Origin of the sequence: Bradyrhizobium sp. RDM12, from assembly GCF_051917485.1 — a bacterium.
Classification (GTDB): domain Bacteria; phylum Pseudomonadota; class Alphaproteobacteria; order Rhizobiales; family Xanthobacteraceae; genus Bradyrhizobium.
In genome coordinates this window covers 799,241-821,340 of sequence record NZ_CM133064.1, presented here as the reverse complement: position 1 = coordinate 821,340, position 22,100 = coordinate 799,241, and the positions used below count along the sequence as shown (strand labels likewise).

The window sequence follows — 22,100 nt, the reverse complement described above, 5'->3', positions numbered from 1 at the left end:
CAATGCCATAAACGGGGGGATGGCGCGAAAAGCACAGATTGCTGCCGCGGAGGTGGTGCGCTCCCTCTCCCGCTTGGCTTGCGGGGGAGAGCTAGATCTGACTGGCCTCCGCCCCAATCCCGAGCCGCCGGACGATTTCGGCGCCCACGGCGCGGGCCTCGTTGCGCGAGCCGATGCGGGGGCTGCGAAACCGTCGTCCGGACCGCAGCCGGATCGCCACGACGCAGTGCTCGTCCTCGGACCGGCCGCGGCGCTCGATCGTGATCGCTTTCACGTCCTGCCCTTCGATATGGTCGGCGCGCATCTCGCCATTGCCCCAGAGGCGCTCGACGCGGATATCGTCCTCGCGAATGATCCAGAACGCGCCGGTCACGAGATTGGCGAACCTGTAGACCCCGAACGCTGCGATCACGCCAAGCGGCAGCAGCATGATATCGATCCAATTGGGCGGCAAGCCGCGCCAGAGCCTGCAGGCGTAAGGTGCGACACTCAGCGCGACGACGATCAGGGCCGCGATCCCGATGTCTCGCTGCGAAAACGGCTCGACGGGTTCGCCAAGACGCATCTCGGGATTGCTGGCATCGAGCGGATTGACGGGCGCTTCGACGTCGGGAACGTCGAAATGCGCGGCGATCCAGGCCACAGTGTCACGCACATGCGTGACGTCGGAGAGCGGCGGGGAGGTCAGGCGCTCGCCCGAGACCAACGTGAAGGCCAGCTGGAAGCGGGCCTTGGCAGTTTTACTGCCGGGAACCTGGAGGCCCCTGATGGCGTCTTTCGTGACGATCCTGGTCTGGAGCTTCCCGAACGGTCGCTGCCGTCCGATCAGGATCTCATCCGGCGTGATGATCCACACCACCGCCGGGGTCAGCATCACGGTGCCGACGAACGCGGCGCCCGCTAGCAGCGCAACCACGGAGATGATCACTTCGAGGATGTCGTGCGTGAACAGTCCCGGCGTGAAACACAGCGCAACGGCCGCCGCGGAGCCGGCCACGACCAGCCGCTGCGCGATCGAGGAGCCTTCGCGAAGGCGGATGTCGTTGCTGGTGCCCGGGTCGTCCATTGCGGCCGCTGATGTCGAGGCCGCGAAACTCCACGGACGAGTCCGTGGAGTCAAGCAGCAACGCAACGCCGCCGCAGGCGACATCAGCTATTGGCGTTCAGCAGCTTGGCCACGGTGCGGTCGATCTCGTCATAGCGGCCTTCGCCTTCGTGCTGGAACACGATCTTGCCGTTCTGGTCGATGATGTACTGCGCCGGCCAATACTGGTTGCGGTAGGCGTTCCAGGTCTTGGAATCATTGTCCTGCGCCACCGGATAATTAATGCCGTGGCGCTTCAGCGCGGCCTGCACGTTTGAGGCCGAGCGCTCGAACGGGAATTCCGGCGTGTGCACGCCGACCACGACGAGACCCTTGTCCTTGTACTTGGCGTAGAGATCGGTGACGTGCGGCAGGGTGTTGACGCAGTTGACGCAGCCATAGGTCCAGAAGTCGACCAGCACGACCTTGCCGCGCAGATCGGCGATGCTGAGCGGCTTCGAGTTGAACCAGTTGCTGATGCCGGCGAAATCGGGCGCGGTCGCGGCCTGGCTTGCCGCCGCGACCTTGACCGGCGCCGCGGGCGCGGCCTCGTCGCAGATGCCGGGAATGACCGCGCCGGTGACGGCGAAGCCGATCAGTGCGACGGAGACGGCGAGCAGTTTGAACGTCATGGAAGCGTCCTCCGGTGAAGGTGAGAGATGATCACAAGCCGATCTGGCCGGTGGGGTAGAAGCCGGTGAGCCACGCCACGATCAGCGTGTCGTATTGGAAGTAGGCGGCGAGCGCGAAGGCGATCACGACCACGCCGAAGCCCTGCTGCAGCCGCGGCGAGATGCGGGCGAGGCTGCGCACGCGCGTGGTCGCGGCCTGTCCGCCATAGGCGATCGCCAGCATCGGGATTGCCGCGCCAATCGCGTAGGCAATGAGCAGTGTGCCGGCCCAGGCCAGATTCCGCGAGGTCGCGACCAGCGTCAGGATCGAGCCGAGTACCGGGCCGGCGCAGGGCGTCCAGACCAGGCCCAGCGTCGTCCCGAGCACGAAGCCGCCGAGCGCACCCTCGCGCGGCGCGCCGCCGGCAGCGCCCGGATTGAGCCAGCCATTGAGCCGGATCGACAGCCATTCGAACGGTGCCGGCCACAGCATCAGCAGGCCGAAGCCAAGCAGCAGGACCCAAGCCGCCTCGCGCAGCACGTTCGGGTCGAAATCGAACAACCGCGTCAGCGAGCCGAGCAGCAGCGCGACCGCGGAGAACGAGACGACGAAGCCGAGCGCGATCATCGCGGGGCGAAGCTGCGACGTGCGCCCGATCGAGGCGCCGAGCAGGATCGGCAACATCGGCAGCGTGCAGGGAGCCGCGATGGTGAGGATGCCGGCGAGGATAGCGAACAGGAGCTCGAGCATGGGGCACTCGTGATGGAGGTCACGAGGGCAGTTCGGGATGGAGGCGAGGATCGTTACGTGGTGTCACGCGCTCGTGACGGGGAGAGGCGGGCCCCGCAGCAACATCCCAAACACAAAACGACCCGGAGGGGGGCATCCCGTCCGGGCCGTTGGAGGTCTTGGGAGGTTTAACGAAACCGTATGCGATCTTTATAGGGACGAAGTTTTTCCGCCTGATGTTGTGCTTTGTTTCATTTGTTTCATCGGCGGTAACGCTTCCGCGTCCCGAGAAGGGGCCGGTAAACCGGTCCTATCCCATTGAAATCCTTGGTCTCAGGCGGCGAAACGGTCGACGCCACAATTCTTAAGCAGATCGGCGAGCTGCTTGCGGGCGTAGAACATCCGGGTCTTCACCGTGCTCTGGGGGATGCCGATGATCTGCCCGACCTCCTCCACCGACTTCTCATGATAGTAGACGAGGGTGATGATCTCGCGGTGCGCAGGTGACAGCTTCTGCACGCAGGCGCGCAGGATGGCGCTGGTGTCGCTGCGGTCGAGCGAGGTCTCCGGCGTGTCGCAATCATCAGGGATCTGGCGCACGTCTTCCTGATCGATGTCCTCGAAGCGGCGCTGGCGCAGCGCCGTCAGCGCCTTGAAGCGGGCGATCGAGAGCAGCCAGGTCGAGACCTGCGAGCGGCCCTGGAATTGGCCGGCGGTGCGCCACACATCCAGGAACACCTGGCTGACCAGGTCTTCCGCCGTGGTCGCGTCGCGCACGATGCGCAAGATGAAGCGGTAAACCCGCACGTTATGACGGCAATAAAGGATGTGCATGGACGTCCGGTTGCCGTCGGCAATGCTCTCGAGGAGCATGTCGTCCGAGGTCGCCTGAGCGGCAATGATGCTCTGGCTGGCTTGGGCGTTGATGGCGATGACATTCGGCATTGACTTAGCTCCCCGGTGCGCCGCGACCGAGCGGCGTTTCCTTGGACCAAAGTGTTAATGAGCCAACGTTTCGGGACGTCTGCACGAAAAGCGGAAAATGGTTTCGTGGGCCGCCAAATTGTTTCGTCGGCTCGATCGCGACGAAACATTCAGGGCAGAAAAGCGTGTAATTTCAACGTGTGGAAAATACGGTACTGCGGAATTGGACTGGGCGGAACGAATTTCGAAGCCTCGCGTTCGCGGATGCCACACCTACCGCTGTCGTCCCGGATCGACAGCGTGAATGATACGTGGCGTCTACGCCTTCTCGCCCGCGGGCGAGAACAGATAGCCGCCGCCGCGGATGGTGCGGATCACGGCGGGCTTGGTCGGGTCGGGCTCGATCTTGCGGCGGATGCGCATGATGCGGAGGTCGACGGCGCGGTCGAAGGCTTCGGCGTCGCGTGCATTGGCGAGCTCCAGCAAACGCTCGCGCGACAGCACGCGCTTCGGATTGGCCGCGAACACCTTGAGCAGCCCGAATTCGGACGCGGTCAGCGGATGCTCGTTGCCTTCGTCATCGCGCAGGGCCTGGGCTTCGAGGTCCAGCCATTTGGTACCGAAGCGGACCAGCTGATCCTTGTCCGATTTCGCGGGCGCCGCGCCGGCGCTAGCTTTCGCCGGTGCGCTCCGCCGCAGCACCGAACGGATGCGCGCCATCAGTTCGCGCAGCTCGCAGGGTTTTGCGACGTAATCGTCGGCGCCGAGCTCGAGGCCGACGACGCGGTCGATCAGGCTCGCGGTCGCCGTCAGCATGATGACGGGCACGTTGATGCGGCTCTTGAGGTCGCGGATGATCGAGAGGCCGTCTTCCTCGGGCATGTTGAGGTCGAGCACGACGAGATCGGGCATGCTGCCGTCGATCGCGGCGCGCAAACTCTTTCCGCCGTCGCACAGCGTCACGGTGAAGCCGTGCATCTTGAGGTAATCGCCGACCATCTCTCGGGCCGGGGCCTCGTCGTCGACAATCATGATGTGCTGGCTTTGTGTCATGTCACTTCAAATCTTGCAGATCTCGGTGCTCAGATCACGGCGTCTCGGTCGCGGGCAGGGTGATGGTGAAGGTCGAGCCCTTGCCCGGGCCTTCGCTCTCGGCGGTTACCTCGCCGCCATGCATGTCGATAATACGCTTGACGATGGACAACCCAAGCCCCGTCGAGCTCTCGCCCGCGGTCGGTTTTGCCGATAGCCTCTGGAATCGGCCGAACAGCCGGCCGAGATCCTCGGGCGACAGGCCGGCGCCCTCGTCGCTGACGCGGATGACGGTGTCGTTGGCCTCATGGGTGACCGCGACGGTGATCTTGCCGGCGATCGGCGAGTATTTGATGGCGTTGCTGATCAGATTGTCGATCGCCTCGCGGATGCGGTCGGTGTCGCACATGGTGACGATGTTGGCCGGCGCGGTGACGTGGATGGCCTGCTGCTTGTTGACGGCGAGCGGCTGGTTGGCCTCGGCGACCTCCTTCACCAGCGCCGCGACGTCGACCGGCTCGCGGCGGATGGTGATGTCGAAGGCATCCGCCATTGCGTCCGAGATCAGATGATCGACCATTGAGGTCAGCCGCTTGGTGGCGTCGCGGATGTGGTCGACCTGGGCGCCCACGCCGCTCGCGGACGCGCCGGTCGAGATCAGCTCCTTCAGCATCTCGGTGCGGCCGAGGATCACGCCGAGCGGGTTCTTCAGATCGTGCGCGACCGTGCCCAGGATCTCGTTCTTGAAGCCGTTAGCACGCTGCAGCCGCAGCCATTGCGCCGACAGCCGGCGGTTGGCCTGCATCAGCGCGCGGGTGCGCTGCGCGACGCGGTCTTCCAGCTGCGTGTTGGCGTCCTGGAGCTGCTGGTAAAGGATGACGTTGTCGAACGCGATCGAGAGCCGGCTGGAGAAGATCTCGACCAGCGAGCGGTCGGTCTCGGACAGCTCGCGCTCGGCCTGCAGCAGCACAACGACCTCGCGGCCGGACCCGGTGCGCAGATAGATCACGCTGCGATGGTCGGCGAATTCGTTCTTGCGGCGCTGGAACGCGGCCTCGACCATTTCACGCAAATCAGGGTCGAGCGCCTTTGACGTCGTGGTGCCGATGAAGCGGCTGTAGCAGCCGCTGCCGGCGAGCACCGAGAGCTCGGGGTCGACGCCGCCATTGTCGCGCAAAACCAGTATGCCGGCGCAGTCGACATTGAGCAGCGAGGCGAGCTGGGTCAGCACGCCCTCCGCGAGCCGCTGCATCGACTTGAAGTCGTACAGCGTCGAGGCGGCATCGATGATGATCTCGAGCCCGCGCCTGGTCTGCACCATGCGCTCGAGCTGCTGATAGGAGCGCAGCGCCGCCGTCAGCGAGGTGAACAGCTTGTCGGCGGTGAGCTCGGTCTTGGCCTTGTAGTCGTTGATGTCGTACTGCACGATGACGCGCCGCTCCGGCGCCTGGCCTGGCTGGCCCGTGCGCAGGATGATACGCACGGTCTCGTTCTTGAGCTCGTTGCGGATGTATTCGACCAGTTCGAGGCCGGCGACGTCGGTCTCCATGATGACGTCGAGCAGCACTGCGGCGATGTCGCCGTGCTCGGCCATCAGCTTGCGACCTTCCGCCGCGGAATGGGCGGAGAGGATCTCCAGGCCCTGGCCGTTCAGGCTGTAGTCGGACAGCGCGAAGCGGGTGCCGTCATGCACGGCCGGATCGTCGTCGATGACGGCGATCCTCCATTTGCGGGCGTCCATATCCTCCGACGCGGTACCGGTGTCGTCGATCAGGTGGAGGACATCGTCCTGTTCGGCCATTGCGAAGTCCCGTCGCTTTCTGTGCCTTGCGCGCCGCCCTTGGCGATCCGCGGCATGATAATCCGAAAAGTGGTGCCTTGTCCCAGCTTGGATTCCAGCATCATCCGGCCGCCCAGCTGCTGGGTGACGAGGTTATAGACGATATGAAGCCCGAGTCCGGTGCCACCTTCATTGCGCCGGGTGGTAAAGAATGGGTCAAAGGCCTGGCGCTGCACGTCGGAGGTCATGCCGGCACCGTCATCGGCGAAGATGATCTCGATGTCGTCGGTGCCGCGCGGTCGCGCCGAGATGGTGATGGTGCCGGCGCGGCCGTCGGCGAAGGCGTGGTTGGCGGCATTAAGGAACAGATTGGTCAGGATCTGGCCATAGGAGCCGGGATAGCCGTCGAGCAGCAGCCCCACGGGCACGTCGACCTGCAGCGTGATTGGCGAGCGCTTCAGCACCGGGCGCAGGCTCGCGATGATCTGGTCGGTGGCTTCGCTCAAGGAGAACTGGCGCCGCTCGGCGTGCGAACGGTCGACCGCGACCTGCTTGAACGACTGGATCAGCTCGCCGGCGCGGGTGAGGTTGGCGACCAGTTGCTGCGAGGCGTCGCGCGAGGACTGCACGAATTCTTCCAGCTGCGAGCGGCGCAGGCCTCCGTCGCCCCTGAGCTGGGCCTCGAAGATCTCGCTGCGCCTTGCAAAGCTCGAGGCCACGGTCAGGCTGATGCCGATGGGGTTGTTGACCTCATGCGCGACGCCGGCGACGAGGCCGCCGAGCGCTGCGAGCCGCTCGGCGTCGATCAGATTTTGCTGCGCGGCGTTGAGCTCGAGCAGCGCGCTCTCGGCCTTCTCCTTCGATGCCCGCAGCTCGTCCTCGGTCTCGCGCTTGGCGATCGCGTTCTCGCGGAACACCTCCACCGCGCGCGCCATGGCCCCGACCTCGTCGCGTGCCTTGGTGCCCTGCACCTCGCGGCCGAGATCGCCGAGCGTGATCGCGCGCATCGCCGCCATGATCTGCTGCAGCGGCAGCCGGATCGACAGCGCGATCAGGACGCCGGCAGAGAGGATGATGCCGAGGAAGATCACCGCGATCGACAGCACCCGTCGCGAGATATTCGCCAGCGTGCGGTCAAACGTCTCCTGCGCCTTTTGCTCGCGCTGCCGCATCTTTGTCGAGAGATCGTCGATGGCGCCGATCGCCTCGGCCTGGCTGGCGTCGATGGTGTTGCGCAGGAGTTCGGTGCGGCTGGTCAGCTGCTCGGACAGCTTTGCGAAGCCCTCGCGCAGCGCCATGGTGCGGGCGCCGAGCTTCTGCAGCGCCATCCGCTGCAGGTCATTGTCGGCGAGATCGATCATTACCGGAATGGTCTGCTCGATCGTCTCGGTGTTGCGGCGCGCATCGTCGGCGGCACCCGGCGACAGCGACAGATAATAGGAATTGGCGGCGACCAGCATCGCGGTGAAGGCCTCGCGCGATTTGCCGAGCGAGGGCCAGATCAGCGCGTCGCGATGGCCGGTGGCGCCCTCGATGATGGAGTAGAGACCCGCCATGTCCTTGGCCGGGCCCTGCACCTGCTCCTCATAGGTCCTGGCGATGGTCGCCTGCACGCTGCGCAATTCGCCAAAGCCGTTGAGGAAGCGGTCGGTGGTGCGCTCCAACTCCTCGACCGAGCCCGACAGCATCGGGTCCTTGGCGGCGCGGTCCGTCAGCGTGCCGAGCACGGCCTCGCGCAGCAGCAGGATCTCGGCGAACAGGTCCGGGCTCGGCTGGTTGATGTAGCGGTGGATCAGGTTCTGGAGGCGTCCGGTCTCGCTTTCGAGCAGCGCCAGGATCCGGTCGGATTCGCGCACCTGGCGGACGTCGTCCCAGGCCGAGCCCAGCACCTGGGCGCCATTCCAGATCATCGCCACCAGCACGATCACCACGGCGGAGTTCAGCGCTGCAATCGACAGGATGCGCCAGCGGATCGGCACCGCCCGCAGCGCGCCGACGAGCCGCGCGCGCATCCGCCCGATCGGCCCGGGCGCCCGCTCTGCATGCTCGCTGTGTCCAAGCGCGGCCAGTCGTGTCACTCCACGTTGCGAATGCGGTCGATCAGCGCGGCCGCGGCGGGATCCTTCGCGGCCTTGACGTAGATCGGCGCCATGGCGTCTTCAAACGGCTTACGGTCGATGTCCTTGATCACGGTGATGCCGGCGGCCTCCGCCTTGCGCTGCGACCGCTCCTCGAGGTCGCGCCACTTCTCGCGCATGAACTGGCTGGAGCGCTGCGCGGCCTCCTTGAAGATGGTCTGGTCGTCTGGCGACAGGCTGCGCCAGGCCTTGAGCGAGATCACAAGCACCTCCGGGCTCATCGTGTGCTCGGTGAGGGCATAGTAGCCGGCATATTTGTAATGGTCTGTCGTCACGAAGGATGGCCAGTTGTTTTCGGCGCCGTCGATCAGGTGGGTCGCAAGCCCCGTGAGCACCTGCCCGTAGGGCAATTCGACCGGCTCGGCGCCGAGCGAGCGAATCATCTCGCTCATCAATTCCGACTGCTGCACCCGGATCCGCAATCCCTTGAGATCGGCGATGCTCTTCACGGGGCGCACGGCATTGTAGATCGAGCGTGCCCCGGAATCGTAGAAGGCGAGCCCGACGAAGCCGCAAGGCTCGAAGCTGCCCAAAATCTCGGTGCCGATCGGCCCGTCCAGCACCTTCTGCATGTGCTCGATGGACCGGAACAGGAACGGCATGGCGAGCACGTTCATCGCCGGGACGAAATTGCCGATCAGGGCCACATTGGTCCGGTTGAGGTCGATTGCGCCGGCGCGGGTCTGCTCGATCGTCTCCTTCTCCTCGCCGAGCTGGCGGGAGTGAAACACCTTGATCTCGTGCCGGCCGCCGGTGCGCTCGGCGATCAACGCGCCCATGTAGCGCAGCGCCTGGACGGTCGGGTAATCCTCGGTCTGGGTGTCGGCGGCGCGGAATTCGCGCGCAGCAGCTCCCGTCGCCCAGATGGCGAGCAGAAGCGCAACGAAGATCACCCCGGCCCGTGAGAGTTCGGCACGGTTTAGCACTGGCACACTCAACCCCTCAGAGATGGAGTCTATGGCGGGAGCAAAAGGTTCAATGCAATCTAAAGCGTTTTCGAGCGAAGTGGATACCGGTTCGCGTCAAAGCGGGAATCAAGAGCCCGTTCCGATCGGGACGGGTTCGTGCAGATGGCCGGGGAACGCCATCCGGCGCCGCTCCCCGGCGCGATTGTGCGGCGCGACCGGCCTTTATTCCCGGTTGAAACCGCAGGTGCCGCCCCTTAAGCAGGGTACGGTCGCCTTTTGCCGCTTGATCCGGGAAGAGCCTTCGTGACTTCAGCATTGCGCCTATTGCAGGTCGCCGCCGCCATTCTGGCCCTCGCCTTGAGCTGCGAGGCGCGCGCCGCCACCGACATCGCGTGGTGGCACGCCATGTCGGGCGAGCTCGGCAAGCAGCTCGAAAAGCTCGCCTCCGATTTCAACGCCTCGCAGTCCGACTACCGCGTCGTGCCGACCTACAAGGGCAACTACACCGAGACCGTGACGGCCGCGATCTTCGCCTTCCGCTCGCGCAGCCAGCCCGCGATCGTCCAGGTCAACGAGGTTGCAACGGCAACGATGACCGCGGCCAAGGGCGCGATCTATCCGGTGTACAGCATGATGCGGGACATGGGCGAGCCGTTCTCGCTCAATGACTATCTTCCGGTAGTCTCCGGCTATTACACCGATGCCGCCGGCAATTTGCTGTCGTTCCCGTTCAACTCGTCGACACCGATCCTCTACTACAACAAGTCCATGTTCCGCGACGCCGGCCTCGATCCCGAGACGCCGCCGAAGACGTGGCCCGAGCTTGGCGCCGCTGCAAAGCGCCTGCGCGATCGCGGCGCCGTCTGCGGCTTCACCACGTCGTGGCCGTCCTGGATCCATGTCGAGAATCTGTCGGCCTTTCACAATCTGCCGCTGGCTACGCGCGCGAATGGCTTTGCCGCCCTCGATGCGGAATTGACCATCAATAACCCGGTCGTGGTCAAGCACGTCGCCCAGCTCGCCGAGTGGCAGAAGACAAAGCTGTTCGACTATAGCGGCCGCGGCCAGTCGGCCGAGCCGCGCTTCCAGAACGGCGAATGCGGCATCTTCATCGGCTCCTCGGCGACCCGCGCCGACATCAAGGCGAATTCGAAATTCGAGATCGGCTACGGCATGATGCCGTATTGGCCGGACGTGAAAGGCGCGCCGCAAAATTCCATCATCGGCGGTGCCACGCTGTGGGTGCTGCGCGACCGGCCGCGCGAGGAATACAAGGGCGTGGCGCGGTTCTTCGCTTATCTGTCGCAGCCCGGCGTGCAGGCCGCCTGGCATCAGAACACGGGCTACCTGCCGATCACCCGCGCCTCCTTCGAGCTGACGCGCGCGCAAGGATTCTACGAGCGCAATCCGGGCTCGGCGATCTCGTTCGAGGAGATCACGCTGCATCCGCCGACCGAGAACTCGAAAGGCATAAGACTCGGCTCCTTCAACTTGATCCGCGGCGCGATCGAGGAAGAGCTCGAGCACGCCTTCGCCGGCCAGAAGAGCGCGCAAGCCGCGCTGGATGCGGCGGTCGAGCGCGGCAACAAGCTGCTGCGCCAGTTCGAGCGCGCCAGCCCGGATCGGTAGCAGCGGCCGGAACGCGCGCCTCGTCCTTCGAGACGACCGCTTCGCGGTCTCCTCAGGATGAGGCTAAGTGGCATTGGTGCCTGCCGAACTTGCTGCCGCGCATTCCGTCCTCATCCTGAGGGGCCGCGAAGCGGGCGTCTCGAAGGATGGCCGCAGGGAATTCTGCCTTCGAAATGCATTTGCCCTACCCGCAGCGGCGGGGCATTCATCTTCCGATGACAATCAAGTTGGTTGCGATGTCGATGACACTGCCTCACTTCGCCGACGCAAAAACCTTTCGCGCCTGGCGCTCCGATCCGCCGCAATGGCTGCCGATCGCGCTCGACATCGCGCGCGGTCACTGCATTGAGACCAGGTCGCCGCATGTGTTCTCGACCGGCACCAATCTCGTGGTCGGGCTCGGCGAGAATCTGATCCTGAAAATCTTCCCGCCGCTGCTGCGCTCGCAATTCATCTCCGAGCGCGGCTCCCTGATGCAGCTTCGCGGCCGGCTTCATCTGCCGATCCCCGAGATCGTCGCGGAAGGGGAGCGTGACGGCTGGCCCTATCTGGTCATGACGCGCCTTGCCGGCACGCTCGGGTCGGAAGTCTGGCCGTCATTGCCGGAGGCGCAGAAGGAACGCGTGCTGCGCCAGATCGGCAAGACCATTGCCGCCGTGCAGCGCGCGCCGCTCGGCCCGCTCGCGCAAATCGAGCCGCGCTGGAGCGACTTCATGCGCACGCAGATGTTGGGCTGCAAGGCGCGGCACACGCGCCTCGGCCTCGCGCCGAAATTCCTCGCCGGGCTCGACGATCTCCTGCGCGACGCGGCAACGCTGATTCCGATCGACGCGCCGCCGGTGGTCCTGATCGGCGAATACATTCCCGAAAATTTTTTGCTCGCCTGCCACAACGGCGACTGGTCGCTCGCCGGCCTGTTCGACTTCGGCGACGTGCGGGCGGGCTGGCGCGACTACGATCTGCTCGGTCCGAGCGCCTTCATGGCGGCGGGCCGGCCGGGCAGGGTGCGCAGCCTGCTCGAAGGGTTTGGCTACGAGAAGCCGGATTTCGCGCTGAAGCGCCGCCTGATGGCCCTGATGCTGCTGCATCACGCCAGCGACCTCAACAGCCACATCTGCATCGAGGGCTGGCAGGACAAGGCGGATGATCTGGTCGGGTTGCAGGAGCTGATCTGGGCGGAGTGAGCTCGCGCATCCTTGGTCCGTCCTGCGACACATCAATGCTTCCTCGTCATTCCGGAGCGCCGCGCAGCGGCGAACCCGGAATCCATCTTCCCTCGCGTTCTGCGGATCGATGGATTCCGGGCTCGATGCTTCGCATCGCCCCGGAATGACGGCAGGTGCTTATTTGCGGGCTTAGACAGCAGGAAGCCCAATAAATGGGCAATCGCTTCTCTTTGTATGCAATACTCCCCGTGGCGTAGCTGTGCTGATGTAGACCGGAGCTAGCAATTCTCTGCGCTCTCAGGCCGTTGCAGACAACACAAGCCCGTCCCAAGCCCGTCCCAAGCCTTGGCACGAACCTTGCAGATCCAGTTCCAACCAGAAACTTTTTGCGTTGGAGCATCCTCATGAAGCGCCGCGATTTTCTCAAGTCCGTCTCCGGATTGGCCGCCGGCGCGGCGCTCCCGGCAATGCCGAGTGGTTTCCTCGGCCTACGCCGACGCGCGCTCGGAGACGCTGCTGATCGTCTCGGAAGGGGGCCCCAACAACCTCGACATCCATGGCGTCGGCACCAACGTGCCCGGCTATGAAGTGTCCTGGAATTGCTATGACCGGTTGATCAGCCACGAGATGAAGACCGGCCCCGGCGGCGTGCCCTATTACGACCGCGACAAGTTCAAGCCTGAGCTCGCCGAGGAGTTCAAGATCGACGACATGTCGGTCACCTTCAAGCTGCGCAAGAACGCGAAATTCCACGACGGCACGCCTGTCACCGCCAAGGACGTGAAGTGGTCGCTCGATCGTGCGGTCAGCGTCGGCGGCTTTCCGACTTTCCAGATGAGTGCTGGCTCGCTGACCAAGCCGGAGCAGTTCGTCGTCATCGACGACCACACGGTGCGCGTCGACTTCCTGAAGAAGGACAGGCTGACGGTCCCCGATCTCGCTGTGATCGTGCCCTGCATCGTCAACTCCGAGCTCGTGAAGAAGAACGCAAACGAGAAGGATCCCTGGGGACTCGAATTCACGAAGCAGCAGACTGCGGGCTCCGGCGCCTACAAGGTGACGAAGTGGACGGCCGGCACCGAAGTGATAATGGAGCGCAACGAGGATTGGGCCTGCGGTCCGCTGCCGAAGATCAAGCGCGTGATCTGGCGCATGGTGCCGCAGGCCGGCAACCGTCGCGCGCTGCTCGAGCGTGGCGACGCCGATATCTCCTACGAGCTCCCGAACAAGGACTTTCAGGAGATGAAGGCCAGCGGCAAGCTCAACGTGGTGTCGCTGCCGTTCTCCAACGGCATTCAGTATGTCGGCATGAACGTCACCAGGCCGCCGTTCGACAATCCAAAAGTACGTCAGGCGGTGGCCTACGCGCTGCCCTATCAGAAGATCATGGATGCCGTGATGTTCGGCCTCGCAGATCCGATGTTCGGCGCCGCTGCGGACAAGCCGACCGAAGTCGCCTGGCCGCAGCCGCACAAATACAACACCGACATCGAGAAGGCGAAGGCGCTGATGGCGGAAGCCGGCCTCGCGGGCGGCTTCGAGACCACGATCTCGTTCGATCTCAACTTCGCGGGTGTCAACGAGCCGCTCTGCGTGCTGGTGCAGGAGAGCCTCGCCCAGATCGGCATCAAGACCACCATCAACAAGGTGCCCGGCGCCAACTGGCGCACCGAGTTGAAGAAGAAGGAGATGCCGCTCTTCACCAACGTGTTCTCGGGCTGGCTCGATTACCCCGAATACTTCTTCTACTGGTGTTATCACGGCAACAATTCCGTCTTCAACACCATGAGCTACAAGTCGGCGGAGATGGACAAGCTGATCGACGGCGCGCGCACCGCGGCCGCCACCGGCGATATGGCGGCCTACGACACCGACGTCAAAGGCTTCGTCGATCTCGCCTACACCGATATCCCGCGCATCCCGCTGTACCAGCCCTTCGTCAACGTCGCGATGCAGAAGAATATCTCGGGTTACCAATACTGGTTCCACCGCCGCCTCGACTATCGCGCGCTGGCGAAGGGGTGATGCGGAGATGGGTGAGGTGAGCATGCTCTTCAGGCTCCCTCCCCCTTGTGGGGGAGGGTTGGGGAGAGGGGTAGCCACGAACTCCGACCTCTCCCGGAGCCACCCCCTCCCTGGCCCTCCCCCACAAGGCAGGGCTGTCCGGGAAACTCAGGCATAGCAGAGCTCCATCTGGTCGGGTGATGTTCTGGATTGTCGACGGCTGGGGTTGATGGGAGGCGGCTTATCGATGGTTGCGATGGATCGGCGGGTAAACAGGAACTGGCCGACAAGTTGGGCCAGCCTGAGGGGAAGCATTTTGATGCAGTTGGCCCGCGCAGCGATGCGTAGCAGCAGGTAGGCAATCATCGCAGCAAGCACTTGCAGGCGGATCGCATTATCGTTGGTGCCGAGGAACTTGCGGATGTCGAGATGCTGCTTGATCCAGCGGAATAGGAGTTCGATCTGCCACCGGCACTTGTAGAGGCCGGCGATCTCGACGGCCGTTCGGGTCATATCGTTGGTGAGAAGCGTAATCACGCCGCCGTTCTCCCGCCTGACCTTGATGCGCCGCAGCGGTATTGGCAGCCGCGAGTCGCCCTTGCTGGTGAGCTTCACCTCGTCATCGGCGATGACCTTGAAGCCGTCGCCCTTGCACTTGCGATTAGTGCGTCCTTGATCTTGCGAAGACGCATGCTCGTCTTCGCCCGGGTGACGAAAAAGGCCTTGTTGTCATTGATCTTCTTCCACCAGTCGAAGCGGCAATATCCCTTGTCGAACACGTACGTTGTGCCGGCCTGGATAGGGACATGGCGACCGATCTCGATGTCATTGACGTTCGCATCTGTCACCTCGACGCACTTCGGGACATCGCCTTTGGGATCGTAGACCACGTGCAGCTTCATGCCACGGATGCGCCCGTTCCACGTCGCCCAAGTGCAAACCTTGCCAAGCGGGATCGGACTGGCGTCGATCAGGCGCACCATCTCCTGGCCTTCGCTCCGCAACTGCCGGCTCGCCATCGCCGACAGTCTGGCAAAAGTTTGCGTAAAAACGCCGGGCGGGCGGCGGGCATTGGCATCCGACAGCGTCGAGCGCGACAACGTGCCGGTGCCCAGATGATAGTGGTGCTGGGGATTGGCGTTGAAGCCGGTCACCACGGCGCGCAGGCTGTTGTTCCCGCTCAACTGCGCATAGATCAGCGTCACCAGGTGATCCCAGCTCTTGAACGACTTGTCATAGGCATCCCCGTCCAGACGATCCACAGCCGTCTGGAACTGCCGCCGATTGATCGGTTCAAGCAGACTACTAAAAATGCTATCACGAAATCGCATGCTCGGCCTTCTGTGTCTCGACAACCAGAAAAAACCGATTTGCCTCGGTTTTGCCGAGCATGCACCGCGACACAGTGAATCATTCCCCGGACAGCCCTGCCCACAAGGGGAGGGAACGCGGCGGAGCAAGCGGCGCGCTCTCGTTTCTACATGCATCGAACGGGGAAGTTACCATGCTGACCATGATCGGCAAGCGCCTGATGTTTGCGATTCCGTCGCTGATCGGCGTCGTCATCGTCACCTTCCTGCTGACGCGCGCGCTGCCCGGTGATCCCGCCGCGTACTTCGCCGGCCCCGCAGCAACGAAGGAGGCCGTCGAGCAGATCCGCAAGAAGCTCGGCCTCGACAAACCGCTGATCGAGCAGTTCTTCCGCTACACCAACGATCTCGCGCATGGCGATTTCGGTAACTCGCTCACGACAGGGCAGCCGGTCGCGGCCGAAATTCGCAACCGCCTGCCGGCCTCAGCCGAACTCACCTTGCTCGGTCTCGTGGTCTCGATCGTCATCGCCATACCGCTTGGTGTGCTCGCGGCAACGCGACCAGGATCGTGGATCGACCATCTATGTCGCATCACGACAACAGCGGGCGTTTCGCTCCCCGTATTCTTCACCGGCCTCGTGCTGGTCTACGTCTTTTACTTCAGGCTCGGCTGGTCGCCGGCGCCGCTCGGCCGTCTCGACGTGTTCTACAGCGCGCCGCCGACGGTCACCGGCTTCTATCTGATCGACACGCTGATCGCGCGTGACTTCGAAGCGTTCCGCTCGGCGCTGAGCCAGCTCATCCTGCCCGCGACGACGCTCGCGATCTTCTCGCTGGCGCCGATCGCGCGCATGACCCGCGCCTCGATGCTCGCGGTGCTCTCGTCGGAGTTCGTCCGCACCGCACGCGCCAGCGGCCTGTCGCCGACAACCGTCATCGTCACCTACGCGTTTCGCAACGCGATGCTGCCTGTCATCACCACGCTCAGCATGGTGTTCTCGTTCCTGCTCGGCGCCAACGTGCTGGTCGAAAAAGTGTTCGCGTGGCCCGGTATCGGCTCCTACGCGGTGGAAGCGCTGATCTCGTCGGATTTCGCGCCCGTGCAAGGGTTCGTGCTGACCATGGCGGTGATGTACGTGCTCTTGAATCTGGTGATCGACATTCTCTACGGCGTGATCGATCCGCGCGTCAGGCTTGAGGGCTAGAGCATGATCCGGAAAAGTGGAGACCGGTTTGCCGATCAGATCATGCTCAACAGGATAGGGTCATGAGCACCGTCGCGCCGGCCGTTGAACCCGGTCCCGCCCGCACCTCGGGACTGGTCGCAATCCTCGAACAGACCCGCTATGTCCTCGGCGAGAACAAGGTCACGGGCTTTTCCTTTGCCTTGCTGATCGTGATCCTCCTTGCCGCAATGTTCGGTCCCTATGTGGTGCCGTATGACCCGCTCGCCTCCGACACCGCGGCGGCGCTGAAGGCGCCGTCGGCCGCGCACTGGTTCGGCACCGATCAATTGGGCCGCGACATTTTCAGCCGCGTCGTGGTTGCGACGCGGCTCGATACCTTCATCGCAGTCGCCTCGGTCGTGCTGGTGTTTCTGATGGGCGGGCTCGCCGGCATCGCGGCCGGCTATTTCGGCGGCTGGACCGACCGCATCGTCGGCCGCATCGCCGACACCATCATGGCGTTTCCGCTGTTCGTGCTGGCGATGGGCATCGTCGCGGCGCTCGGCAACACCGTGCAGAACATCATTCTGGCCACGGCCATCGTTAACTTCCCGCTCTATGCCCGCGTCGCGCGCGCCGAGGCCAATGTCCGACGCAATGCCGGCTTCGTGCAGGCGGCACGTCTCTCGGGCAATGGCGAATTCCGCATCCTGCTGGTGCATATCCTGCCCAACATCATGCCGATCATGATCGTGCAGATGTCGCTGACCATGGGCTATGCCATCCTCAATGCCGCGGGCCTCTCCTTCATCGGCCTCGGCGTCCGCCCGCCGACCGCCGAATGGGGCATCATGGTCGCCGAAGGCGCGGGCTTCATGGTCTCGGGCGAATGGTGGATCGCGCTATTCCCTGGTCTTGCGCTGATGATCGCCGTGTTCTGCTTCAACCTCCTCGGCGACGGCCTGCGCGACATCGTCGATCCCCAGCGGAGGACGTGATGGGCTATTGTCCGCGAAAATCCTCCAATATTTCCAACGCCGTTCTACTGTGCATGGGGTTGTTTTCGAACTTCTTGAGCGACGGGAGCCATCCATGACCGCCCAGCCGCTGCTCGACGTGCGGGACCTCACCGTCGAATTCACCACCCGCCGCGGCATCGTCAAGGCCGTGCAGCACGTCAACATCTCCGTCGCCAAGGGCGAGACGCTTGCCATCGTCGGCGAGTCCGGCTCCGGCAAGTCGGTGACGTCCTACGCCGTGATGCGCATCCTCGACCGGGCGGGGCGGATCGCCGAGGGCTCGGTGATGTTTTCGGGCATCGACGTCAGGGCCGCGACCGAAGGCCAGATGCGCGACCTGCGCGGCCGCGAAGTCTCGATGATCTTCCAGAACCCGCGCGCGGCGCTGAACCCGATCCGGAAAGTGGGCGACCAGATCGAGGACGTGCTCCGCACCCACGTGCAGCAGGCCATGGTTGCGGACCACGGAGAAAAGGCGATCGAGGCGCTGGAGCAGGTCAAGATCGCCCGTCCGCGCGAGCGCTACCACGCCTATCCTTTCGAACTGTCCGGCGGCATGTGCCAGCGCGTCGTCATCGCCCTCGCGCTCGCCTGCAATCCGCAGCTCCTGATCGCGGACGAGCCGACCACCGGCCTCGACGTCACCACGCAGAAGACGGTGATGGACCTGATCGTCGAACTGACCAGGCGCAAGGCGATGTCGACCATCCTGATCACCCACGATCTTGGCCTCGCCGCCGCCTATTGCGACCGCGTCGTGGTGATGGAAAAGGGCCGCGTGGTCGAGACCGCCAAGGCCGCAGACATCTTCGCCAACCCGCAGCACCCCTACACCAGGAAGCTGATGCGCGCGACGCCGCGGCTCGGTGTGAGCTTGCGGGATCTGTTGCCGGAGGAGGAGGGAGCCGCGAGCGCGAAGCCTGCCCCGGCCGTCGCCGCAAGTGCAGGGGCCAGCAGCCTCTCCTCATCATCGAAAAGCTGGTCAAGGAATATCCCCGCCAGGGCGCCACCGCCACGCTCGGCAAACTGTTCGGCCGCAAGCCGCCGGTTGAGCCGGATGTGTTCCGCGCCGTCGATGGCATCAGCTTCTCGATCGGCCATGGCGAGAGTGTCGGCCTGGTCGGCAGATCCGGCTGCGGAAAATCGACCACCTCGATGATGGTGATGCGGCTGCTGGACCAGACCTCCGGCCTGATCCAGTTCGATGGCGAGGACATCGGCGCCATCGCGCCGGCATCGTTTGCCCGCCTGCCGCAGCGCAGCCGCATCCAGATGGTGTTCCAGGACCCGACCGACAGCCTCAACCCGCGTTTTACCGCAGCGCGCGCCATCGTCGACCCGATCATGCAGCTCGGGGACATCAGCGGCCGCGATGCGCTGCGCGCCCGCTGCGAGGAGCTGGCGACCATGGTCGGCCTGCCGCACGATCTGCTCGATCGCTTTCCGCACCAGCTCTCCGGCGGCCAGAAGGCCCGCGTCGGCATCGCCCGCGCCATCGCGCTGCATCCAAAGCTCGTCGTCCTGGACGAGCCGACGGCGGCGCTCGACGTCTCCGTGCAGGCGGTGGTGCTCAACCTGCTTCAGGACCTGAAAGCGCGGCTAGGTATGAGTTATCTGTTCGTCTCGCATGATTTGAATGTAGTGCGCTTGTTGTGCGATCGTGTCATTGTGATGCGGACGGGGCGGATCGTCGAGGAGGGCTCTTCCGAGCAGGTCCTGAGCGATCCGCAGGACGACTGCACCAAGGAGCTGCTGACGGCGATCCCGCATCCGCCGTTGCAGGTACATTGAGACTGCACTGATTGTTTGGGAGCGTGATGGCCGAGCCGCTGGACGATTGTATCGACGCCGTATCGAAAGCGCTGGCGCTGCCGGTCGAGGAGGCCTGGCGACCCGCGGTGCGCGCCAATCTGGAAGTCTCGCTGCGGCTTGGCCGCCTCGTCGATGAATTCGCGCTGCCGGACGAGACCGAGCCGGCGCCGATCTTCACGGCCTGATGCTCTCATGACCACCAAGCCAGAGATGACGGCCTCGGAAATCGCGAGTGCGGTTGCGCGCGGCAAGATGTCCGCGCGCGATGCCACCGAAGCGGCGCTCGCGCGCATCAAGCAGCGCGACGGCGTTCTCAATTCCTTTACCGACGTCACCGCCGATCGCGCCCGCGCGAAAGCACGCGCCATCGATGCCGATATCGCGGCCGGCAAGACCGCCGGCCCGCTCGCCGGGGTGCCCTTCGCGGTGAAGAACCTTTGACGTCGCCGGTCTGCCCACGCGAGCCGGCTCGAAGATCAACCGCGACCTCGCACCAGCCAAGCGCGACGCGACTTTGATCGAGCGGATGGAAGCGGCCGGCGCCGTGCTGGTCGGTGCGCTCAACATGGGCGAGTACGCCTACGACTTCACCGGCGAGAACGTCCATGACGGTCCCTCGCGCAATCCGCATGACACCACGCGGATGGCCGGCGGCTCATCAGGTGGCTCCGGCAGTGCCGTCGGCGGCGCGCTGGTGCCGATTGCCCTTGGCTCCGACACCAACGGCTCGATTCGCGTGCCGTCCTCGTTCTGCGGCATTTTTGGCCTGAAGCCGACCTATGGACGGCTGTCGCGGGCACGCTCATTTCCGTTCGTGGCGAGCCTCGATCATCTCGGGCCCTTCGCGCGCTCGGTGACGGATCTCGCGCTGGCCTATGACGCAATGCAGGGCCCGGATGCCGACGATGCCGCCTGCACCACCGCACGTGGTCTGGAGCCGACGACGCCGCTGCTTGCCAATCCGGTCTCGGACCTGCGCATCGCGATCGCCGGCGGCTACTTCCAGAAGAACGTGTTTCCGGAAGCTGTCGAAGCCGTCAGCCGTGTCGCCAGGGCGCTTGGTGCAACGCGAGTGGTTGAGGTGCCCGAAGCCTCGCGCGCCCGCGCGGCGGCTTATGTCATCACCACCACGGAAGGTGCTTCGCTGCATCTCGATCGGCTGCGCAAGCGCCCGAATGATTTCGATCCCGCCGTGCGCGACCGGCTGATCGCCGGCGCCATGGTGCCCGCGCCGCTGGTCGACCGCGCGCAAAAATTCCGCCGCTGGTATCGTGCGCAGTTCGCCGAGATATTCAAATCGGTCGACGTGCTGATCGCGCCGGCAACGCCCTGCACCGCGCCAAAGCTCGGTCAGGTGAATTTCAATCTCGAAGGCGTCGAGTTGCCGGTGCGCGCCAATATCGGCATCCACACCCAGCCGATCTCGTTCATCGGCTTGCCGGTGGTCGCAGTGCCGGTGCCGCTCGAGCCGCTGCCGATCGGCGTGCAGATCATTGCTGCGCCCTGGCGCGAGGACATCGCGTTGCGCGTCGCGCACGCATTGGAGAAGATGGGCGTGGCCGCCGCGCCGTCACCAAGAGGATTCTGAGATGGAGATCAATCTCCCTGACGTGATCGCGGAAGTGAAGGCCGCGTTCGACCGCTATGAGCAGGCCCTCGTCGCCAATGACGTCGCCGTGCTCGGCGAGCTGTTTCGCAACGATCCCCGCACGCTGCGCTACGGCATCGGCGAAAACCTCTACGGCTATGAGGCGATCTCCGGCTTTCGGGCCGGCCGCTCGCCGGTCGGCCTCAAGCGCCGCACCGCCAGGACGGTGATCTCCAGCTACGGCCGCGATACGGCTGTCGCCTCCACCCTGTTCTATCGCGACACGGCTCCCGGCAAGGTCGGCCGACAGATGCAGACCTGGATTCGCTTCCCGGAGGGCTGGCGCGTCGTCGCCGCCCATGTCAGCATCATCGACGAGTCGAAAGAGACCTGACCGTATGATGCTTGACGATTTTCCGCCCGGGACGCTGCCGGTGGTGCCGCGTGTCGACCGTGCTTTGCCATCGGTGCAGAAGGTCACGCGCGCCGAGGAACTGCGTCTCCAGCTTGCCGACGAGATCGTGCGTGGAGCTCTCGCGCCCGGCGCGCCACTCGACGAGACCGACATCGCGCGGCGCTTCAGCGTCTCGCGTACGCCGGTGCGCGAAGCGCTGCGGCAACTGGTCGCGAGCGGCCTGGTCGAGGCACGGCCCCATCGCGGTGCGGTGGTCGCGCAACCGTCGATCGAGCGCCTGACGGGCATGTTCGAAGCCATGGCGGAGCTGGAGGCGCTGTGCGCCGGCCTCGCTGCCGAGCGCATGTCGGCTGGCGAGCGTCACGGTCTCGAAGCGATTCAGAGGAGCTCCGCGTCCTCAGCTACGCCGGCAATCCCGATCGCTTCCACGAGGTCAACGAACGTTTTCATAACGCGATCTATGCGGGCTCGCAAAACGGTTACATCGCCGAGATCACGCTGGCGACGCGGGTCCGCGTGCAGCCGTTCCGCCGCGCCCAGTTCCGCAATCTCGGCCGCCTGGCAAAGTCGCAAGCCGAGCATGACCGCGTCGTCGTCGCCATCATGCGCGGCGACAAGCAGGGAGCCGCCGCCGCGATGCGCGCCCATATCGAGCTGGTGCGCGGGGAGTATGAGATCTACGCGGTATCGGTGTGATCTCGTCGTGATCTCGTGGGGTGGGCAAAGGCGCAAAGCACCGTGCCCACCATCTGTCCGCGATGACGCTGGTGGGCACGCTTCG

Annotated in this window: 14 protein-coding genes and 5 pseudogenes; 10 read left to right on the top strand and 9 right to left on the bottom strand. The window is 64.5% G+C overall.

Annotated elements, in window-relative coordinates; genetic code table 11:
* Window positions 1-91: 91 nt before the first annotated feature.
* The 8 genes from ACTGJ9_RS03930 to ACTGJ9_RS03895 form a co-directional block, all read right to left on the bottom strand.
* Window positions 92-1,066, bottom strand: a complete 975-nt coding sequence (locus ACTGJ9_RS03930) for a hypothetical protein (RefSeq protein WP_456676008.1) — start codon at window positions 1,064-1,066, stop codon at window positions 92-94.
* An 83-nt stretch (window positions 1,067-1,149) separates the two neighbouring features.
* Window positions 1,150-1,716, bottom strand: a complete 567-nt coding sequence (locus tag ACTGJ9_RS03925) for a thioredoxin family protein (RefSeq protein WP_456676007.1) — start codon at window positions 1,714-1,716, stop codon at window positions 1,150-1,152.
* Between the two features lie 31 nt (window positions 1,717-1,747).
* Window positions 1,748-2,446, bottom strand: coding sequence for a cytochrome c biogenesis CcdA family protein (locus ACTGJ9_RS03920; protein ID WP_456676006.1), 699 nt, complete (start codon window positions 2,444-2,446; stop codon window positions 1,748-1,750).
* A gap of 312 nt (window positions 2,447-2,758) precedes the next feature.
* Window positions 2,759-3,370 carry a sigma-70 family RNA polymerase sigma factor gene (locus ACTGJ9_RS03915; protein ID WP_456676005.1) on the bottom strand — a complete coding sequence of 204 codons (612 nt, stop codon included), beginning with the start codon at window positions 3,368-3,370 and terminating at the stop codon, window positions 2,759-2,761.
* 297 nt (window positions 3,371-3,667) lie between these two features.
* On the bottom strand, window positions 3,668-4,402 hold the full coding sequence (locus tag ACTGJ9_RS03910) for a response regulator (RefSeq protein ID WP_456676004.1): 735 nt from the start codon (window positions 4,400-4,402) through the stop codon (window positions 3,668-3,670).
* A 34-nt stretch (window positions 4,403-4,436) separates the two neighbouring features.
* On the bottom strand, window positions 4,437-6,182 hold the full coding sequence (locus ACTGJ9_RS03905; protein WP_456676003.1) for an ATP-binding response regulator: 1,746 nt from the start codon (window positions 6,180-6,182) through the stop codon (window positions 4,437-4,439).
* Window positions 6,152-8,173: an ATP-binding protein gene (locus tag ACTGJ9_RS03900; protein ID WP_456676002.1), complete on the bottom strand. Its 2,022-nt coding sequence runs from the start codon at window positions 8,171-8,173 to the stop codon at window positions 6,152-6,154. Before ACTGJ9_RS03900 ends, ACTGJ9_RS03905 begins: the two co-directional genes overlap by 31 nt.
* Before the next feature lie 62 nt (window positions 8,174-8,235).
* Window positions 8,236-9,231 carry a TRAP transporter substrate-binding protein gene (locus tag ACTGJ9_RS03895; protein WP_456676001.1) on the bottom strand — a complete coding sequence of 332 codons (996 nt, stop codon included), beginning with the start codon at window positions 9,229-9,231 and terminating at the stop codon, window positions 8,236-8,238.
* A 279-nt stretch (window positions 9,232-9,510) separates the two neighbouring features.
* Between ACTGJ9_RS03895 and ugpB the strand changes: the two genes are divergently transcribed.
* The 3 genes and pseudogenes from ugpB (at window position 9,511) to ACTGJ9_RS03880 (ending at window position 14,027) form a co-directional block, all read left to right on the top strand.
* Entirely contained in the window at window positions 9,511-10,836 is a 1,326-nt protein-coding gene (gene ugpB / locus ACTGJ9_RS03890; protein ID WP_456676000.1) for a sn-glycerol-3-phosphate ABC transporter substrate-binding protein UgpB, read from the top strand.
* Window positions 10,837-11,072: 236 nt separating this feature from the next.
* Complete coding sequence (locus ACTGJ9_RS03885; protein WP_456678435.1) at window positions 11,073-12,020, top strand: aminoglycoside phosphotransferase family protein; 948 nt, start codon at window positions 11,073-11,075, stop codon at window positions 12,018-12,020.
* 386 nt (window positions 12,021-12,406) lie between these two features.
* Window positions 12,407-14,027 (top strand): annotated as a pseudogene (locus ACTGJ9_RS03880) (ABC transporter substrate-binding protein).
* A 147-nt stretch (window positions 14,028-14,174) separates the two neighbouring features.
* Here ACTGJ9_RS03880 and ACTGJ9_RS03875 read toward each other — a convergent pair.
* Window positions 14,175-15,337: pseudogene (locus tag ACTGJ9_RS03875) on the bottom strand (IS4 family transposase).
* A gap of 173 nt (window positions 15,338-15,510) precedes the next feature.
* Here ACTGJ9_RS03875 and ACTGJ9_RS03870 point away from each other — a divergent pair.
* From ACTGJ9_RS03870 to ACTGJ9_RS03840, 7 genes and pseudogenes are all read left to right on the top strand, one after another.
* A complete protein-coding gene (locus ACTGJ9_RS03870) occupies window positions 15,511-16,524 on the top strand; it encodes an ABC transporter permease (RefSeq protein ID WP_456675999.1) in 1,014 nt (337 codons plus the stop codon).
* Between the two features lie 62 nt (window positions 16,525-16,586).
* Window positions 16,587-17,483, top strand: a complete 897-nt coding sequence (locus tag ACTGJ9_RS03865; RefSeq protein WP_456675998.1) for an ABC transporter permease — start codon at window positions 16,587-16,589, stop codon at window positions 17,481-17,483.
* A gap of 94 nt (window positions 17,484-17,577) precedes the next feature.
* Window positions 17,578-19,295, top strand: a pseudogene (locus ACTGJ9_RS03860) (dipeptide ABC transporter ATP-binding protein).
* A 26-nt stretch (window positions 19,296-19,321) separates the two neighbouring features.
* Window positions 19,322-19,501 carry a DUF4089 domain-containing protein gene (locus ACTGJ9_RS03855; protein WP_456675997.1) on the top strand — a complete coding sequence of 60 codons (180 nt, stop codon included), beginning with the start codon at window positions 19,322-19,324 and terminating at the stop codon, window positions 19,499-19,501.
* 7 nt (window positions 19,502-19,508) lie between these two features.
* Window positions 19,509-20,904, top strand: a pseudogene (locus ACTGJ9_RS03850) (AtzE family amidohydrolase).
* A gap of 1 nt (window position 20,905) precedes the next feature.
* Window positions 20,906-21,298 carry an oxalurate catabolism protein HpxZ gene (gene hpxZ, locus ACTGJ9_RS03845; protein WP_456675996.1) on the top strand — a complete coding sequence of 131 codons (393 nt, stop codon included), beginning with the start codon at window positions 20,906-20,908 and terminating at the stop codon, window positions 21,296-21,298.
* A 4-nt stretch (window positions 21,299-21,302) separates the two neighbouring features.
* Window positions 21,303-22,015 (top strand): annotated as a pseudogene (locus ACTGJ9_RS03840) (GntR family transcriptional regulator).
* Window positions 22,016-22,100 lie beyond the last annotated feature (85 nt).

Coding starts and splice junctions, on each gene's coding strand:
- ACTGJ9_RS03930 (WP_456676008.1), bottom strand. CDS start 1,066: ATGGACGACCCGGGCACCAGCAACGACATCCGCCTTCGCGAAGGCTCC.
- ACTGJ9_RS03925 (WP_456676007.1), bottom strand. CDS start 1,716: ATGACGTTCAAACTGCTCGCCGTCTCCGTCGCACTGATCGGCTTCGCC.
- ACTGJ9_RS03920 (WP_456676006.1), bottom strand. CDS start 2,446: ATGCTCGAGCTCCTGTTCGCTATCCTCGCCGGCATCCTCACCATCGCG.
- ACTGJ9_RS03915 (WP_456676005.1), bottom strand. CDS start 3,370: ATGCCGAATGTCATCGCCATCAACGCCCAAGCCAGCCAGAGCATCATT.
- ACTGJ9_RS03910 (WP_456676004.1), bottom strand. CDS start 4,402: ATGACACAAAGCCAGCACATCATGATTGTCGACGACGAGGCCCCGGCC.
- ACTGJ9_RS03905 (WP_456676003.1), bottom strand. CDS start 6,182: ATGGCCGAACAGGACGATGTCCTCCACCTGATCGACGACACCGGTACC.
- ACTGJ9_RS03900 (WP_456676002.1), bottom strand. CDS start 8,173: ATGCGCGCGCGGCTCGTCGGCGCGCTGCGGGCGGTGCCGATCCGCTGG.
- ACTGJ9_RS03885 (WP_456678435.1), top strand. CDS start 11,073: ATGTCGATGACACTGCCTCACTTCGCCGACGCAAAAACCTTTCGCGCC.
- ACTGJ9_RS03870 (WP_456675999.1), top strand. CDS start 15,511: ATGCTGACCATGATCGGCAAGCGCCTGATGTTTGCGATTCCGTCGCTG.
- ACTGJ9_RS03865 (WP_456675998.1), top strand. CDS start 16,587: ATGAGCACCGTCGCGCCGGCCGTTGAACCCGGTCCCGCCCGCACCTCG.
- ACTGJ9_RS03855 (WP_456675997.1), top strand. CDS start 19,322: ATGGCCGAGCCGCTGGACGATTGTATCGACGCCGTATCGAAAGCGCTG.
- hpxZ (WP_456675996.1), top strand. CDS start 20,906: ATGGAGATCAATCTCCCTGACGTGATCGCGGAAGTGAAGGCCGCGTTC.